The sequence below is a fragment of the Citrobacter sp. C5_2 genome (assembly GCF_014596845.2).
Taxonomy (GTDB): domain Bacteria; phylum Pseudomonadota; class Gammaproteobacteria; order Enterobacterales; family Enterobacteriaceae; genus Citrobacter; species Citrobacter werkmanii.
On the sequence record NZ_CP115032.1, the window covers coordinates 103,568 to 120,291 of the forward strand.

General features: G+C 46.9%; 10 protein-coding genes, 1 tRNA gene and 1 pseudogene. 7 read left to right on the plus strand and 5 right to left on the minus strand.

What is annotated here, in order from left to right:
• Positions 1-429: 429 nt before the first annotated feature.
• Both ICA20_RS00540 and ICA20_RS00545 read right to left on the minus strand, forming a co-directional pair.
• On the minus strand, positions 430-2,811 hold the full coding sequence (locus ICA20_RS00540) for a glycoside hydrolase family 31 protein (RefSeq protein WP_038635468.1): 2,382 nt from the start codon (positions 2,809-2,811) through the stop codon (positions 430-432).
• A 14-nt stretch (positions 2,812-2,825) separates the two neighbouring features.
• Entirely contained in the window at positions 2,826-4,127 is a 1,302-nt protein-coding gene (locus ICA20_RS00545; protein WP_001329026.1) for an MFS transporter, read from the minus strand.
• A gap of 261 nt (positions 4,128-4,388) precedes the next feature.
• Between ICA20_RS00545 and ICA20_RS00550 the strand changes: the two genes are divergently transcribed.
• Positions 4,389-5,459 (plus strand): LacI family DNA-binding transcriptional regulator, encoded by a 1,071-nt coding sequence (locus ICA20_RS00550; protein WP_000412404.1) that lies wholly within the window; start codon positions 4,389-4,391, stop codon positions 5,457-5,459.
• A gap of 397 nt (positions 5,460-5,856) precedes the next feature.
• Here the strand turns inward: ICA20_RS00550 and ICA20_RS00555 are convergent, their stop codons facing one another.
• From ICA20_RS00555 to ICA20_RS00565, 3 genes and pseudogenes are all read right to left on the minus strand, one after another.
• On the minus strand, positions 5,857-6,900 hold the full coding sequence (locus tag ICA20_RS00555; RefSeq protein ID WP_000999850.1) for a hypothetical protein: 1,044 nt from the start codon (positions 6,898-6,900) through the stop codon (positions 5,857-5,859).
• 410 nt (positions 6,901-7,310) lie between these two features.
• Positions 7,311-8,523: pseudogene (locus ICA20_RS00560) on the minus strand (integrase arm-type DNA-binding domain-containing protein).
• A 271-nt stretch (positions 8,524-8,794) separates the two neighbouring features.
• Positions 8,795-8,889, minus strand: a tRNA-Sec gene (locus ICA20_RS00565).
• 290 nt (positions 8,890-9,179) lie between these two features.
• Between ICA20_RS00565 and ICA20_RS00570 the strand changes: the two genes are divergently transcribed.
• From ICA20_RS00570 to ICA20_RS00595, 6 genes are all read left to right on the plus strand, one after another.
• Positions 9,180-10,562, plus strand: coding sequence for a glycoside-pentoside-hexuronide family transporter (locus ICA20_RS00570; RefSeq protein WP_038635456.1), 1,383 nt, complete (start codon positions 9,180-9,182; stop codon positions 10,560-10,562).
• A gap of 10 nt (positions 10,563-10,572) precedes the next feature.
• Positions 10,573-12,891, plus strand: a complete 2,319-nt coding sequence (gene yicI, locus ICA20_RS00575) for an alpha-xylosidase (protein WP_038635453.1) — start codon at positions 10,573-10,575, stop codon at positions 12,889-12,891.
• A gap of 321 nt (positions 12,892-13,212) precedes the next feature.
• Positions 13,213-14,766, plus strand: coding sequence for a PRD domain-containing protein (locus tag ICA20_RS00580; RefSeq protein ID WP_038635450.1), 1,554 nt, complete (start codon positions 13,213-13,215; stop codon positions 14,764-14,766).
• A 26-nt stretch (positions 14,767-14,792) separates the two neighbouring features.
• Positions 14,793-15,263: a fructose PTS transporter subunit IIA gene (locus ICA20_RS00585; RefSeq protein ID WP_003024008.1), complete on the plus strand. Its 471-nt coding sequence runs from the start codon at positions 14,793-14,795 to the stop codon at positions 15,261-15,263.
• Between the two features lie 19 nt (positions 15,264-15,282).
• The gene (locus ICA20_RS00590) at positions 15,283-15,603 is read left to right on the plus strand and encodes a PTS fructose transporter subunit IIB (RefSeq protein WP_006687645.1); all 321 of its coding nucleotides are present in this window, start codon (positions 15,283-15,285) and stop codon (positions 15,601-15,603) included.
• 26 nt (positions 15,604-15,629) lie between these two features.
• Positions 15,630-16,721, plus strand: coding sequence for a PTS fructose transporter subunit IIC (locus tag ICA20_RS00595; protein WP_006687644.1), 1,092 nt, complete (start codon positions 15,630-15,632; stop codon positions 16,719-16,721).
• Positions 16,722-16,724: the final 3 nt, after the last annotated feature.

Genomic DNA, 16,724 nt, shown 5'->3' on the forward strand with positions numbered 1-16,724 from the left:
CTCCTTTTTAAACTCAATTGCTATGTTGGGTTTATGGGGTTGCTATAAACGGTTTTGAATAAACGCTTTACTATTCTCATGAAAACAGTGTTATGTTGTTATTTTAACAACCCCGCATTGTTTTTTGATGGGATGGGTATTAAGACTTTAGAGAAACTTTATAAATAAATATATGTATTCAATAGTGGCGAAAATAATAACCCATCTTATTATTACATTGTGGAAGTGCTCTTTTTTATTATCGCTCATGTTTTACCTTTCTGTTAAAACATATTTTTTCGGATATGTAAAATGGTAAGAGATAGTTAATCTACGTATGCATGGGGGCGTTTCATTGCATGGCGTTATAATCTGGCTTGTATATAAAGGCACTATAAGTTTTACTCTTACAGTGCCTTTATTTGGCCATGATTTACCCTCTACAATAAATTAATCATTACAGGATAGGTTCATATTCCATTCATAAGCCTCAATGCCGTTAATTAGTAGTTGACGACTTTCTCCCTGAGGAATTATCACTTTCAATGTTTCCCATGCAGGGCGATAATCTCCATGAGTGTTTATTCTTAACTCAATTGTAGTGGCTGTGCAGTCCAGCTCCCATTCAAGCCACAGAGCATTACCTTCAGTATATCCCCAAGTTTCGCCATCATCTTCAAACAGAAGTCCGGTGGATTTACCCGTTCCTTTAATTGGGAATAATTTCAATTTACGATGATTATCTTCCGCTTCACTCACGTATGTTATACGTTCACTAAGAGGAATACCTGCACCTGCACGTACTAATAATGGTAGTTTTTCCAGTGGCGCGTCGATTGTTATCCATTGACCACCACAGAACCATTCGCCATTGTAAAAGTCGTACCATCCTGTTTTGTTGTCGGGTAACCATACTCGTCGTTGTCGTTGCCCTGCTTCCACGACACTTGCAACCAGAATATCGCGTCCCAGCATAAAATCATCACATTCTTCAAATGTCTGAACATCGTGCTCATGATCAAGGAAGGTTGGACGTAATATTGGCTCATCATCGGCATGTGCCTGCCACAATAATGTATATAAATAAGGCATAAGACGATAACGTAACTCAATTGCACTACGAATCGCGGGTGTTACTTCCGGATACATCCATGGTTCATTGACAGTATGATCATCATTCCACGAGTGGATCGTAAATCGGGGGTGCATAACACCGTTCTGAACCCAACGAACAAATAATTCTGGATCAGGCTTATCACCAGAAAAACCACCGACATCATGACCAATGTTATACAATCCTGAGAGGCTCATTCCCAGCCCCATGCGGGTGTTGTATCGAAGGGTATCCCAGTTAGTTCGGTTGTCCCCACTCCATGTCTGAACATAACGCTGCAATCCGGCGCATCCAGAGCGGGAAATCAAATATGGTCGTTTGTGCGGTGCAAATTTTTGCTGTGCTTCCATAGATGCTCTGCACATTAAAAGAGGCATTACTGGCCGAATGTGTTTAATGGCGATTTCTTTGCCAAAACCATGACAGCGCGCTTCCCCATCCCATACTTCAAACTCATTGTTATCATTCCAGGTGGAATCAATTCCCATTTCAAGTAGTTGTGTGGTTACACCTTCCTGCCACCATGCGACTGTTTGTGGGTTCGTAAAGTCCAGATGAGAACCCTCATCATCCCAGAAGCTGGAGCGTTCCGGGACGTTGTATTCAGAGTCACGAATAAAGAGCTCTTGTTCTGCTACTTCGTTATAGCGAGGATGATCCTGCAATAAACATGGTTTTATATTAGCGGCCAGGTGTATCCCTGCATTATGAAACTCCTGACTCATCATTTTAGGGTGTGGAACTTTGTCGTAATTCCAGTTGAATACGTAGCGTTTACCATTAATAGAAGTATAACCAGAAGATAGCTGGAAAGAATCACATGGAATAGCATGTTCCTTACAAAGACGAATAAACTGCATCAATTGATTCTGAGCATCCGGTGCATCTGTATAGTGCATCGTGGAACCGCTGTACCCAAGACTCCATTTTGGACCGAAGAGTGTTTTCCCCGTCAAACGAACAAAGGCTTTGGTGATATCAAGTACACATCTGCCAGTGAAAAGATAATAATCAATATCTCCCGCCTCAGCCTGCCAACGGCGGTAAGTTGTATGATAATTATCTATTTCATTACCTAAATCCAGCCAACTATTGCTGAGGTTATCATAAAATAATCCAAAGCTAATATCGCTACGGTGAGTAATTGTAAATGGAATATGTTTATAAAGAGGGTCTGTACTTACTGCATTATATCCCATTGCGTCCAGGTTCCGCATTTCATAGCGTTTTCCTGTGCGTTGCAGATCCCCGGATTTATCACCAAGTCCATAAAAACGCTCGTCATTACGTCGACTTTGATAGTGTGCAACACCATCACCATGAGCGTTTATCAGATAAGCACTGGTAGGGCGATCATTAACAAGTTCCTGCCACTGACCAGCATTATCCTTATAATGCCATTCAAGCCATAAAGGCTTGTGAATAATTACGCGTAATGAACTGGTCGTGATTGTCAGTAATTCATCATTCTGCTCCATGTTCCAGGTCGGCAGTGAAAAACCGCTAATATCTTCGCGATGACGCCCTTCCCACGGGACATCCTTTTCCGGAGCAATGCTCCAGGTTCGGTCCAGCGACAAAACCCCCTTCCGTTTTAATAGAACCCGGAACATATTTTCTTCGAGTATATACAGGCAAAGAGAATGCTGACCATCAACTAATAGCTCTATATGATGGGCTGACTGATTTTGTAGTTTCCAGTTTTTTAATGTTTTCATCTCCACATACTCCCTCAGGTGCGTTTTTTGCGACGTTCTGCAATAAAAGTAACCAGAAAAAAAGCACCAATAAGATCAAAAAATCCCATGGCGATAAATAGCGGGTTAAAGCCTATTTTGTCAGCAGTAACGCCAATAATCAGTGAGAACAAAAAGCTGGCAATCCATGCGGCTGAACCACGCATTCCATTAACAGTGGCCATCTGCCCCTTATCAAAAGATTCAACGACCAGGGCACTTAACATGCAGGAAATTATCTGATGACCAAAACCACCAATGGAGATAAGTACAATAGCAATATATGGATTGTCGATAAAAGCAATCACAGCAAGCGAAACCATTAGAAATGCTCCGCTTACAGAGGACGCAATAACAGAATTTACTCTGCTTAACCCAAACAGACGGGTATAGAGTTTTGTCAGATATCCGCTGGCAATACTTCCTAAATCAGCGCAAAGAAATGGTAACCATGCAAACAGAGCTATTTGTTTAAGGTCCATGCCATATGCTTTTGCAAGATATAATGGCACCCAAAAGCTCATTACAGCCCATGCTGGCTCTGCCATAAATGCAGGGATAGCGATTCCATAAAAGCGTTTATTTTTACTAACTGTTTTTAACGCGGTCAGAAAAGGCATTTTTACCGGAGGAGCTTCGTTATCCTGTCGGATAAAGTTGAGCTCATTTTTACTTAAGTTTGGGTGCTCTTCTGGTGTGTTATAACACGCCCACCAAAGGAAAACCCAAAGAATTGCAAGTGCACCTGTAAACATAAATGCACCCTGCCAACCAAATGACGCATGTGCAAAGTAAATAATTGGTGGTGCAAGCATTGCACCGATAGAAAAACCGACACCCGCCCAGCCAGCAGCAACAGGACGTTCAGATTTTGGAAACCACTCACCTATAATTTTTGCATTTGCAGGTGTCGCAGAAGCCTCAGCACCTCCCATGAAAAAACGAAGCAACGCAAGCTGTATCCAGCTTCCTGCTCCTGCATGCAGAAGACAAGCAATTCCCCATAATGAAGCACAAATCATAAATCCAATCTTGAGCCCAATAACATCAATTAGCCATCCACAAAGTGGCTGAAAAAGGGTATATGCAAGCTGAAATCCACCAACAATCCAGGAGTATTGTTCAGTTGTAATTCCAAGGCTGTCTTTTAACTCTGGTGCCAAAATACCTAATGAGTTTCTGGTAATATAATTGACAGTGACACCCATTAGAAAAAGGATTAACATCCACCACCGTAGTTGTCTTATTATTCGACGGTGTTTGCTGACAGCTATATTATTATTTATATCCTGACTCATAATCACCCCACCGGATGTAATAAATGATCGAGCGACAACGCAGCTCGGGGTTGCCACATCCCACTTTACCTTTCGGCTTAATACTTAAACCGGAACTACTCATTCACAATAAAAGAGGAGGGCGATGAAAAAAAGTTGGTATTGTGCACGTTTTTTCATAAGTAGTTCATATAAATTCTAAAAATAGTCAGAAGTCCTTGCAGTCAGGCTATTCCATCCCATGAGAATTTTTTCATTTTGAAATTAGAGATAGATCACAATATGGAAAAAAAACTAAAGATTGCTGATATTGCCATGCGAACAGGCCTTTCATCCAGCACCGTGTCACGGGTTTTAGCGGGTAAAGCTAATACCAGTTATCGTGCCCGCGAGAAAGTATTGGCGTGTGCCAGAGAGCTTGGGGTTATGGATGGAATGGCATCCGGCCGTATGTTGTTAAACAACCTTGTCATTTTTGCTCCTCAACGGGCTTTTGATGAGCGAACAGACATTTTTTATTTCCGCGTAATCCAAAGCATCAGCAAGGCATTATCGCATTATGAGGTTCGGTTGCGTTACTGTGCCCTTGATGAGTTCGATAGTACACCTTCAAAATTCCTGGCGCGCATGAATGAGGCAGAAACACAGGCTGCAATATTGCTTGGTATTGATGATCCTCATATACATGATCTTGCAGCAGATTTTTCTAAGCCGTGCGTAATGATTAACTGCCATGATCGACGTATGCGTCTTCCCACAGTTGCTCCAGATCACAAAAACATTGGTGCTTTTGCGTCTCACTTTCTGTTTGAAATGGGGCATCGCAGAGTAATGAACATTATGTGTTTACGTCGATACACAATGGAACTGCGACTTGCCGGAATTAAAGAAGCATGGGAGAGACAGAATCAGAACTTTAAAGATGACAGAGATTTACTCACTATTAATAGTTTCAGCGCCAAAGAAGCCGAAGAAAAAGTCGGAGCATGGCTGGATATGACAGAGAAAAGTATGCTACCGACTGCTTTTTTGGCAAGTGGGGACTTCATTGCTGCAGGTATAATTAACGCTTTAAAAAAACGTAATATACGAGTGCCACAAGATGTGTCCGTAATGAGTATTGATGGGTTTAATCTGGCTGCAATAGAAGATGTGCCACTTACGGCAGTACATGTACCTCGCGATGAACTGGGTACTGAAGCGGTACATATGTTACAACAAAGACTTGTACGTCCTGATGCAACTGTTGGTGCATTACTTTTGTATGGGAAACTGGTAATACGAGAATCTGTTCGCCGTATACGGCCAGGGAAAGAGCCAACTCCGATTAAAGGAGATGGACTGTATGACTGAAACCACAGCCTCTGATTCTTCCGGTCAAGGGAAAATAAACGTAATGTTCATCACCAGATTATGTACGATGAGTTTTCCACTGTTTATAGCAATTATCTTGCTAATAACCAGACAGGAGTAACCAGACCAACCGAAAACACCGGGAAGGTGATTACCCGCTGGCAGAGGAAATCCGGTTTTTTTTGATGTCAGCCATAACGTGTTTGACAATAAAGCATTATGAAAGGGTGTTAATGAGTCCATGGGATAATTCATAAAAATAATTTACTGTGTTATCCTTTTCAAAAGAAATATTCAGAAGATAACCCCTGGCTGACAACCAGGGGAAGGGGACATTAACAGTGTTATTATTGGTGGATAAATTATTACTTGTGTGCAGGATACACTAATGCAATATCTACTGATACTGTATGCCAGTATGTTTCATGCCTGCCGCTGAAAACGGCAATATCCAGGGCCAGACATATTCACCATTCATATTTCTGCATTTCTGTACAATTTTCTCAGAAAGCGTCTCATCAATTCTTTCACGCAACTTCTCCTGCTGTCTTAAAATACTTTCGCATATTTCGAAATCATCTTCCTGCATCAGCATTTCGGCGCATTTAATGATTTCTGCCCGTTCATGCAGCACAGAGGAATGATTATAGAGCCAGTTTACAAACAGCAATGCTTCCGGATATTGTCCCCATAATGGTGAGTATGTTGCATAGTAATCTTCTGCCGTATCCAGAGAGCCGGAGAAGTCATGCCACACAGCAAGTGGAAATGGATGCAGATTTCCGCACAGCATTTCTGCGATGTAAGTGTTTGTGGCAAAGCCATGGCGAAAAGCTGTGGCGGCCTTAACATGTTCCCCGTTCAGAAAATGCAGGAGACCGAGTTCATACCAGTAAGGTGAAAATTCATCAGCATGCTCTTTCAGTACACTGAAGGCTCGCTCATGATCGCCGGTGCGTAACAGCTCTGAACCCAACAACCAGCGAGCCCCCTGATTATCTTCAGGATTGTATGCCAGTATTTTATCAGTGAGCATAACCGCATCCTGATGGCGCTGTAAGTGCACATTTGCGAGAATTGCTGCATAAAGCGCGCGCAGATAAGGCCGGTTTTCGGGATGCATCCAGATTATTTCACCACAGAAACTTTCCGGGATGATACGATTACCTGCCGCCAGTCCTTTAAGAGCGGCGTTCAGTGCCTTACGCGGGGCATTCTGTTCCAGAAATGCATATGCCAGATGAGCGTGTATATCAATAAAGTCCGGCTCCCGTTGAGCAAGGCGTCGGAGTTTGTTGATGTAACTCGTCTCGCTGATTTCATCAGCGTCGTATGCATCAAGCACTTCTTCAAACTCCCCCAGCAATGGGCCAAACCAGGTATCCGGAAATACGAAATAACCCTGGTTATCGTGCACTTCAAAGCATAATCTATCGTTCATTTTCTGAGCCTGTAAAACATGTGGTGATATAGTCTGAGAGCATAAAAGTTGAGATTCTGTGTATCAAGTCCTGTCTTGGCACTGAATGAATATTGCTTACAAAGCCCCTTCATGCTTTCCTTGAGAACAATAATTTTATCTTTATGTGAATCTCATTTTTTATAATGATGTCAGATGATTGAAATGCTAAATTATATCTGAATCAACTTTTCCTTTGCTAAAGGTATCGAAATAACTGCAAGGCTGTATTTTGTAATTGCCAATTTAAAAATGTCAATTTGCTTTTAATTATGTTTTTGTAATAAGTTTGAAGACGCAAAAAATAATATAATAACAAAAATCCTCCAGCCTTGTAGGCCAGAGGATAAAATACTTAATTGAGGAAAACATCAGGGAAAAGTATTTTTGACTTAACTTTCCCGGCTGGAGAGTGAATCAATGTAATCAGCGTACCATTGCATCATTTCACGGCGGCCATCGAGATACAGGGCATGATTATAGGTACCCCTGATGGAATTTTTATCCACATGAGCTAACTGCATTTCAATCCAGGCGGAATTAAAGCCTTGTTCATGCAGAATTGTACTCATGGTGTGTCTGAAACCGTGCCCTGTGAGTCTTCCCTTATATCCAAGTAATTCAATTACTTGGTTAATGCTTTCCTTACTAATTGGTTTGCGGGGATCATTTCTACCGATAAAGACTAGGGGATGATGTTTTGAGATTGGTTCAAGCTGCTTAAATAGCATAATGACCTGCTCAGAGAGCGGCACAATATGAGGTCGCTTCATCTTCATTACTTCTGCCGGGATCTCCCACAATTTTGTCTCAAAATCGATATCTTCCCAGCGTGCAAAACGCAGTTCTTGTGTTCGTACGCCGGTTAACATAATGATCTGAGTAGCTGTCTTAGTGATTATACTTCCGGTATAACCCGCCAGATCGTTGAGGAAGTGGGGAAGTTCATTAGCAGTAAGAAAGGGAAAATGTACTTTTTTCGGTGTAGCTAAAGCACTGGCAAGATCGGGGGCTGGGTTATAGTCTGCCCGGCCAGTAACAATTGCATAGCGGAACACCTCACCACAGCGCTGGCGGACCTTGCGCATTTTCTCCAGAGCTCCACGTTTTTCCATTTTACGCAGTGCTTCCAGTAACTCCATTGGTTTGATTTCGGCAATAGGGCGCTTGCCAATGTAGGGAAAAATGTCTTTTTCAAAGGTATCAATGATTTCATCACGATAGCGTAATGACCACCGATCGGCTTTTGACTGGTGCCATTCGCGAGCAATAGCCTCGAACGTATTTTGCAGACTCATTTGCTGCGCGATTTTTTCTTCCTTTTTTGCCTCCCCTGGATCGCCTCCAGCAGCGAGGAGTTTCCTGGCTTCACTGCGTTTCTCGCGAGCATCGGCTAGCGTTACATCGGGGTATACGCCAATAGAAAGCATCTTTTCTTTACCAGCAAAGCGGTACTTCATGCGCCAGTATTTAGAACCATTAGTGTTAATCAGTAGATACATACCGCCGCCATCAGCAAGCTTATAGGGTTTGTCTTTGGGTTTTGCGGTTTTCACTTTGATATCGGTTAATGCCATGACATCCTCCGGCTTTTGATGAATTCATGTTCCTGAGGGGGATTTCTGCCAGTAACTAACCTGATACCCCCAATACACCCCTTGTATAACAAAGATGTTGTTAAAAGCCGTTGTTATATATCACATTTTTCCTATTATGGGGGTGCTGGTATTTCAATAGGAAATAACACCCCCTAAAGTACCCCCAAAAGAAACTTGATACGGGGTGAAGTAGGTTGACCTCTGGATACAAATAAATACTGATATACAAGGGATTAGAAGAGATTTATTGACATTGGGAGAGTTCAGAAGAGGTAAACTGGCGGAAGATCACAGGAGTCGAACCTGCCCGGGAACGCTGGCGTCCCCAACTGGATTTGAAGTCCAGCCACCTCACCGGAGATGACGATCTTCCGCGCCTCGATTGCTACATGGAGGCGGGGCGCATTATAGCTACTTCCTCGGGTTTCCACACCCCCTCACTCACTTTTTTAACTTCCGTTTCTCCATACCATGACCCGTTTCAAATAAATCCTCGCAAAATCCATTACTTACACTTGGACACATTTTTAGACGCTACCCTGATCACAGAAAACAAGAATCGTAATTTGATAACGAGATATCGCAATACCCGCGCTCACAGGGATGGTTTACAAGAACTGTAACCGGTACCAGTGCGTGTGAAAGTGCAAACAAGGATGCGTAATGAAAAGTGAGATTCTGTCTGTTAAGGAGAAGATTGGCTATGGCATGGGCGATGCCGCCAGCCACATCATCTTCGATAATGTCATGTTATATATGATGTTCTTTTATACCGATATCTTTGGTATCCCAGCCGGCTTTGTCGGCACCATGTTCTTACTGGCCCGCGCGTTGGATGCCATCTCAGACCCTTGCATGGGGCTGCTTGCTGACCGAACCCGTTCACGCTGGGGGAAATTTCGTCCGTGGGTGCTGTTTGGCGCGCTGCCGTTTGGTCTGGTTTGTGTGCTTGCCTACAGCACGCCGGACTTCAGCCTGCACGGCAAAATGATTTATGCCGTCATCACCTACACGCTGCTAACCCTGCTTTATACCGTGGTCAATATCCCTTATTGCGCGCTGGGCGGCGTGATCACCAATGACCCGACGCAGCGCATCTCCCTGCAATCGTGGCGCTTTGTGCTGGCAACGGCGGGCGGCATGCTCTCCACCGTCCTGATGATGCCGCTGGTAAAGCTGATTGGCGGCGAAAACAAGGCGCTGGGCTTCCAGGGTGGAATCGCAGTGCTCTCGGTTGTGGCGTTCCTGATGCTCGCATTCTGCTTTTTCACCACCAAAGAACGTGTTGAAGCGCCGCCAACTAACAATTCAATGCGTGAAGACCTGCGTGATATCTGGCAGAACGACCAGTGGCGCATTGTCGGCTTGCTCACCATCCTCAACATTATGGCGGTCTGCATTCGCGGCGGTGCGATGATGTATTACGTCACCTGGATTTTGGGCACACCGGAAGTATTTGTCGCTTTCCTTACCACCTATTGCGTCGGCAATCTGATTGGCTCTGCGCTGGCAAAACCGCTGACTGACTGGAAATGCAAAGTCAGCGTCTTCTGGTGGACGAATGCCCTGCTGGCCGTCATCAGCGTGGCGATGTTCTTCGTGCCGATGCACGCCAACATCACCATGTTCGTCTTTATCTTCGTGATTGGCGTCCTGCATCAGCTCGTAACGCCAATCCAGTGGGTAATGATGTCCGACACCGTTGATTACGGCGAGTGGTGTAACGGCAAACGTCTGACGGGCATCAGTTTTGCGGGAACGTTGTTCGTGCTCAAGCTGGGTCTGGCGCTTGGCGGGGCGCTGATTGGCTGGATGCTGGCTGGCGGTGGCTACGATGCCGCGGCGAAAACGCAAAACAGCGCCACCATCACCATCATCATTGCATTGTTCACCCTTATTCCGGCTATTTGCTACCTGCTGAGTGCCGTGATTGCCAAACGCTTCTACACCCTGAAAACCCCGTATCTGACTGAAATTATGCGTCAGCTGGCGCAGGGTGCGCACCGTAATCAGCAAGATTTTACGACGAAAGAATTACAGAACTAAGGAACCGATTATGAAAATTAGCGACGGAAACTGGCTGATTCAGCCTGGCCTGAATGTGATTAACCCTGTCCAGGTGTTCGAGGTTGAACAGCAAGGTAATGAGATGCTGGTCTACGTTGCGCCGCGTGACGTGCGTGAACGGACCTGGCAACTCGATACCCCGTTGTTCACGCTGCGCCTTTTTTCGCCGCAGGAAGGCGTGGTGGGTATCCGGATGGAACACTTCCAGGGCGCGTTGGATACCGGTCCGCATTACCCGCTGAACGTGCAGCAGGACGTAAACGTTGAAATGCAGAACACCGCTGAGTTCGCTGAGCTGAAGAGCGGTAATTTGAGCGTTCGCGTCACCAAAGGCGAGTTCTGGTCGCTGCATTTCCTGCGTAACGGTGAACGCATTACCGGCAGCCAGTTGAAAAACAACGGCTATGTACAGGACGCCAACAGCGGACGCAATTACATGTTCGAGCGCCTGGATCTGGGCGTCGGTGAAACGGTGTACGGGCTGGGCGAGCGCTTTACCGCGTTGGTGCGTAATGGGCAGACGGTAGAGACCTGGAACCGCGATGGCGGCACCAGTACCGAGCAGTCTTACAAGAACATCCCGTTCTATATCACCAACCGTGGCTACGGCGTGCTGGTGAACCATCCGCAGTGCGTATCGTTTGAAATTGGCTCTGAGAAAGTATCGAAAGTGCAGTTCAGCGTCGAAAGCGAGTATCTGGAATATTTCGTCATCGACGGCCCGACGCCGAAAGCGGTGCTGGATCGCTATACCCGCTTTACCGGTCGTCCAGCACTACCGCCCGCCTGGTCGTTCGGCCTGTGGCTGACCACCTCGTTTACCACCAACTATGACGAAGCGACGGTGAACAGCTTTATCGACGGCATGTCCGAGCGCAATCTACCGCTGCACGTTTTCCACTTCGACTGCTTCTGGATGAAGGCTTTCCAGTGGTGTGACTTCGAGTGGGACCCGGTGACCTTCCCGGACCCGAAAGGCATGATTGAGCGCCTGAAAGCGAAAGGGCTGAAAGTCTGCGTATGGATCAATCCGTACATCGGTCAGAAATCACCTGTTTTCAAGGAGCTGAAAGAGAAAGGTTATCTGCTCAAACGCCCGGACGGTTCCCTGTGGCAGTGGGATAAATGGCAGCCGGGGCTGGCAATTTATGACTTCACCAACCCGCAAGCCTGCGAATGGTATGCCAACAAGCTGAAAGGTCTGGTGGAGATGGGCGTGGACTGTTTCAAAACTGATTTCGGTGAACGCATTCCAACGGATGTGCAGTGGTTTGATGGCTCAGACCCGCAGAAAATGCACAACCATTATGCATACATCTACAACGAACTGGTGTGGAACGTGCTGAAAGAGACCGTCGGAGAAGAAGAGGCGGTGCTGTTCGCCCGTTCCGCCTCCGTGGGCGCGCAGCAGTTTCCGGTGCACTGGGGCGGGGACTGCTACGCCAACTATGAATCCATGGCCGAAAGCTTGCGCGGCGGCTTATCCATTGGTCTCTCCGGCTTTGGCTTCTGGAGCCACGACATTGGCGGCTTCGAAAACACCGCTCCGGCGGACGTCTACAAGCGCTGGTGTGCATTCGGGCTGCTCTCCAGCCATAGCCGCCTGCACGGCAGCAAATCCTACCGCGTGCCATGGGTGTACGATGAAGAGTCCTGCGATGTGGTGCGTTATTTCACCGAAATGAAGTGCCGCCTGATGCCGTATTTGTATCGTCAGGCCGCGCTGGCGAACGAACACGGCACGCCGATGCTGCGCGCCATGATGCTGGAGTTCCCGGACGATCCTGCATGCGACTATCTCGATCGCCAGTATATGCTGGGTGATTCGGTAATGGTGGCGCCAGTCTTCTCCGAAGCCGGTAACGTGCAGTTTTATCTGCCGGAAGGCCGCTGGACGCATCTGTGGCACAACGACGAAGTGCAGGGCTGCCGCTGGTACAAACAGCAGCATGACTTCCTCAGTCTGCCGGTGTACGTGCGCGACAACACCCTGCTGGCGCTGGGCAGTAATAACCAGAAGCCGGACTATGCCTGGCATGAAGGGACCGCATTCCAGTTGTTCCATTTGCAAGAGGATAGGGAAGCGGTCTGTGAGGTCCCGGCTGCTGACGGGTCGGTTATCTTCACGCTGAAGGCGATACGTGCGGGTAAAATCATCACCGTACAAGGTCGCGGTGAAGCGCGTAACTGGACGTTGTGCCTACGTAATATCCCGCAAATTAGCGGCGTGAAGGGCGGTTCATATGCCGGCAGTGAGCAGGGCGTAGTGGTAACGCCTGAAGGTGATACTCTGACGATTACCCTGTAAATTCAGTCTACGTGGTGCCGGATGTGTTTTATCCGGCCCACGCTGCGAGCAGCGTTCCAGATCTGAAAATCAAAAATATTCTGACTTAAAATTTTACCTACCCATATTTGCGAGCGCTATCACTCTAATTCCCGTAAAAAATGTGATCTGCGCCGTAAATATCTCACTATTTCCCCGTTTTGTCTTATTTCTGTCCGGAATACAGGACACGATTTAGTATTGTTGGCGCATCGTAGTCCTCTTATATTTATCATCACGGATTACACGTGGAGCATAAACGCTTCTTTAGATATTTAATCTGGTGTGTGATAAGGGTAAATAATGCAAATGATTACCTCGCGACAAAACAGATTATTAAAATTCCTCCTGTCCCGGAAGGAATATGTCACGCTGCTGAAAATTGCCGAATATTTATCGGTTTCAGAGAAAACCGTGCAGCGCGATCTGCGGTTACTGGAACCATGGTTAGCGGAATGGAAAATAGCCATCGATAAACGTACTGGCGCAGGCGTAATATTAAGTGCCGATAATATTACAGACCTTTTGTATCTGGACCAGTTATTAGGGAACGAGGGTGATGATACTGATGGTATGATGAATAATTCGCGGCGCGTTAAGATAGCATCGCAATTATTAAGCGAAACGCCGCACGAAACGTCGATCAGTAAATTATCTGAGCGTTATTTTATTAGTAGCGCATCGATTGTTAACGATCTGAAAGTGATTGAATCCTGGATAACGCCATTGGGGTTATCGCTTATCCGCAGTCAAAGCGGCACGCACATTGAAGGTAGTGAGAGCAGCGTGCGCCAGGCGATGGCATCGCTGATTAACGGTGTTATTAACCATAATGAACCCGGCAGCATGGTGTATTCGCGCCTTGATCCCGGCAGCTATAAAGCGTTGGTGCATTACTTCGGCGAGGAAGACGTTTTATTTGTCCAGACGCTGCTGCAGGAAATGGAGAACGACCTGTGTTGGTCATTGGGGGAGCCTTATTACGTCAATATCTTCACCCATATTTTGATCATGATGTACCGCATCACACGCGGAAATGCGCTGCCGAGAAAAGATGAAAACATCACCTCATGCGACGAGAATATTTTTTCTATTGCCAGTCGTATGATTCAGCATATCGAAAAACGCATCGCTCACCCGCTGCCGGAAGACGAGGTCTGGTTTATCTATCAATATATTATCTCGTCCGGCGTGGTGATTGAGGAACATAATGATGTGAGCGTGATTGGTCATATGCACTCCAGTGACGAAGCGCGCTTGATTACCCATCGACTGATTGCCATCTTCGCCGAGATGGTCGACAGCGATCTCAGCCAGGATACTGCGCTGTATGACGGGTTGCTGATCCATATTAAGCCGCTGATTAACCGCCTGAACTACCAGATCCGCATTCGTAATCCGCTACTGGAGGATATCAAAGGCGAGTTGCAGGACGTCTGGCGTTTGACCCAGTGTGCGGTGAATCGGGTATTTTGCGGTTGGGGCGAGCGGGCCGTTTCGGAAGATGAGGTGGGATACTTAACCGTCCATTTTCAGGCCGCAATGGAGCGCCAGATAGCGCGTAAGCGGGTGTTGTTAGTCTGCTCAACCGGGATTGGCACTTCGCATTTACTCAAGAGCCGCATTCTGCGCGCCTTTCCGGACTGGACAATTGTCGGCGTGGTGTCAGCTGGCAGTTTGCCCTCCGTACTGACGGACGATATTGAGCTGGTGGTATCGACCATTAATTTACCCGCCATTGCCATGCCGGTCGTCTATGTCACCGCCTTTTTCAATGATGCGGATATTAAGCGGGTAACGGAAACGGTTATTACGGAAAAATTACATCGGGCGACATCGCTGGTCGTTGAAAATTAATGTCTGAACTCCATGAGGTATGATTGATGGACATCACGAAAATTCTCAATACAAATCGCGTTATTTTGGATATGAAGGCTACGAACAAAACGGAGGCTATTGAGGAACTTACTGATATTCTGCAAAAGGATGGGGCAATTAGCTGCCGGGAAACGTTTATTCAGGATGTCTGGCAGCGTGAATCCGAAGGCTCGACCGGCTTCGAAAATCATATTGCGATCCCCCACGGGAAATCCTCGGCGGTGGTTAATACCACCCTGGCGATTGGTCGTACCCGTCAGGATATTCCCTGGGAAACCCTGGACGGCAGCAATGTGCGCTGCATCATTCTGTTTGCCGTACGTCTTGAAGATCAAAACACTACCCATATTCGTCTGCTCTCGCAGGTTGCCGGCGCGCTAGCGGATGACGACATTATTGAACAACTCTTAGTTGAAAGTAGTCCACAGAAAATTATTGAGCTGTTTAGCCAATATGCTGAATCCAACGTCTGCTAAATAAAATGTGGAGCATGTTATGAATATTGTTTGTGTTGCCGCCTGTACGGCAGGTATTGCGCACACCTATATTGCCCGTGAAAAATTAATAAAAGGTGCTAAAGCGCTTGGGCATAATATAAAAGTTGAAACCCAGGGCACCATCGGTACGGAAAACGAACTGCTGGCAGATGATATTTCTGCCGCGGATGTCGTGATTCTTGCCGTCGATGTCAAAATAAAAGGGGAGGAACGCTTCTCAAATAAACGCATTGTGCGAGTAAAAACCGAAATCGTCATAAAATCGCCCATTCAGTTTCTTGAAAAGGTCGAAAAATCATTAGTTAATAATAACCAGTAGCGATCCTCATTCTGAAGGGATTTCACATGAGTGAAAATAAAATTCCGCTATCTCAGGAAATAAAAAAACATTTATTAACGGGGATCTCGTGGATGATCCCGTTAATTGTAGCCGCCGGGATCTGTATTGCCCTCGGACAAATACTTGGCGGTACTAACGTGGGCGAAAAAACAGGAACTATCCCCTGGATGCTCAATCAGATTGGCGGCTGGGGGATGGGGTTAATCGTGCCGCTGATTAGCGCGGCGATTGCGTACTCCATTGCCGATCGCCCCGGATTTGCGCCGGGTCTGATTGTCGGCTTTGTCTGCGGCGAAATTCATACCGGTTTTATTGGCGGGATGCTGGGCGGCTTTCTGGTTGGCTATACCGTCCTGCTGCTCAAACGCTATATCCGTTTACCGCAGTCGATGCAGGGTCTGATGCCCATCATGGTGCTGCCCGTATTGAGCACCATCATCGGCGGGTTGCTGATGATGACGCTGATTGGCAAGCCGATAGCCTGGCTGCAGGACGCGCTAATTCATCTGCTGGAGTCCATGCAAGGCGGGTCACGCTTCCTGATGGGCGCCATTCTCGGCGCAATGGCGACATTCGACTTCGGCGGTCCGGTGAATAAAACCATGTCACTGTTCGCTGACGGCATGCTGGTCAGCGGCGTGTATGGCCCCGAAGCGGTGAAGTTTGTCGGTTCGATAATCCCTCCGTTCGGCATTACGCTCTCCTTCCTGCTCACGCGTCACAAGTACACCCGTGCGGAACGTGAGGCGCTGAAAGCGGCATTCCCGATGGGGATCTGCATGATAACCGAAGGGGTTATTCCGATTGCGGCGCGTGATCTGCTGCGCGTGGTGGGCTCCTGCGTGGTGGCCTCGGCGATAGCGGGTGGCCTGATTATGGTATGGGGCGTCGAAAGCCCGGTACCGCACGGCGGCATGTTTGTGGTTCCACTCTTTACGCATCCGCTGCTGTTTTGCCTGGCGCTGGGGATCGGGACGGTGATTTGCGGCGTCATGCTATCGCTGTGGAAGAAACCGGTGACCGAGCGTGACGAAGAGTTTGATGAGCTCAGCGATCAAAAGCTGAAAGACGAAGAGATCACCTTCACCCTGGAATAACCG

Coding starts and splice junctions, on each gene's coding strand:
- yicI (WP_038635453.1), top strand. CDS start 10,573: ATGAAAATTAGCGACGGAAACTGGCTGATTCAGCCTGGCCTGAATGTG.
- ICA20_RS00590 (WP_006687645.1), top strand. CDS start 15,283: ATGAATATTGTTTGTGTTGCCGCCTGTACGGCAGGTATTGCGCACACC.
- ICA20_RS00550 (WP_000412404.1), top strand. CDS start 4,389: ATGGAAAAAAAACTAAAGATTGCTGATATTGCCATGCGAACAGGCCTT.
- ICA20_RS00580 (WP_038635450.1), top strand. CDS start 13,213: ATGCAAATGATTACCTCGCGACAAAACAGATTATTAAAATTCCTCCTG.
- ICA20_RS00570 (WP_038635456.1), top strand. CDS start 9,180: ATGAAAAGTGAGATTCTGTCTGTTAAGGAGAAGATTGGCTATGGCATG.
- ICA20_RS00555 (WP_000999850.1), bottom strand. CDS start 6,900: ATGAACGATAGATTATGCTTTGAAGTGCACGATAACCAGGGTTATTTC.
- ICA20_RS00595 (WP_006687644.1), top strand. CDS start 15,630: ATGAGTGAAAATAAAATTCCGCTATCTCAGGAAATAAAAAAACATTTA.
- ICA20_RS00585 (WP_003024008.1), top strand. CDS start 14,793: ATGGACATCACGAAAATTCTCAATACAAATCGCGTTATTTTGGATATG.
- ICA20_RS00540 (WP_038635468.1), bottom strand. CDS start 2,811: ATGAAAACATTAAAAAACTGGAAACTACAAAATCAGTCAGCCCATCAT.
- ICA20_RS00545 (WP_001329026.1), bottom strand. CDS start 4,127: ATGAGTCAGGATATAAATAATAATATAGCTGTCAGCAAACACCGTCGA.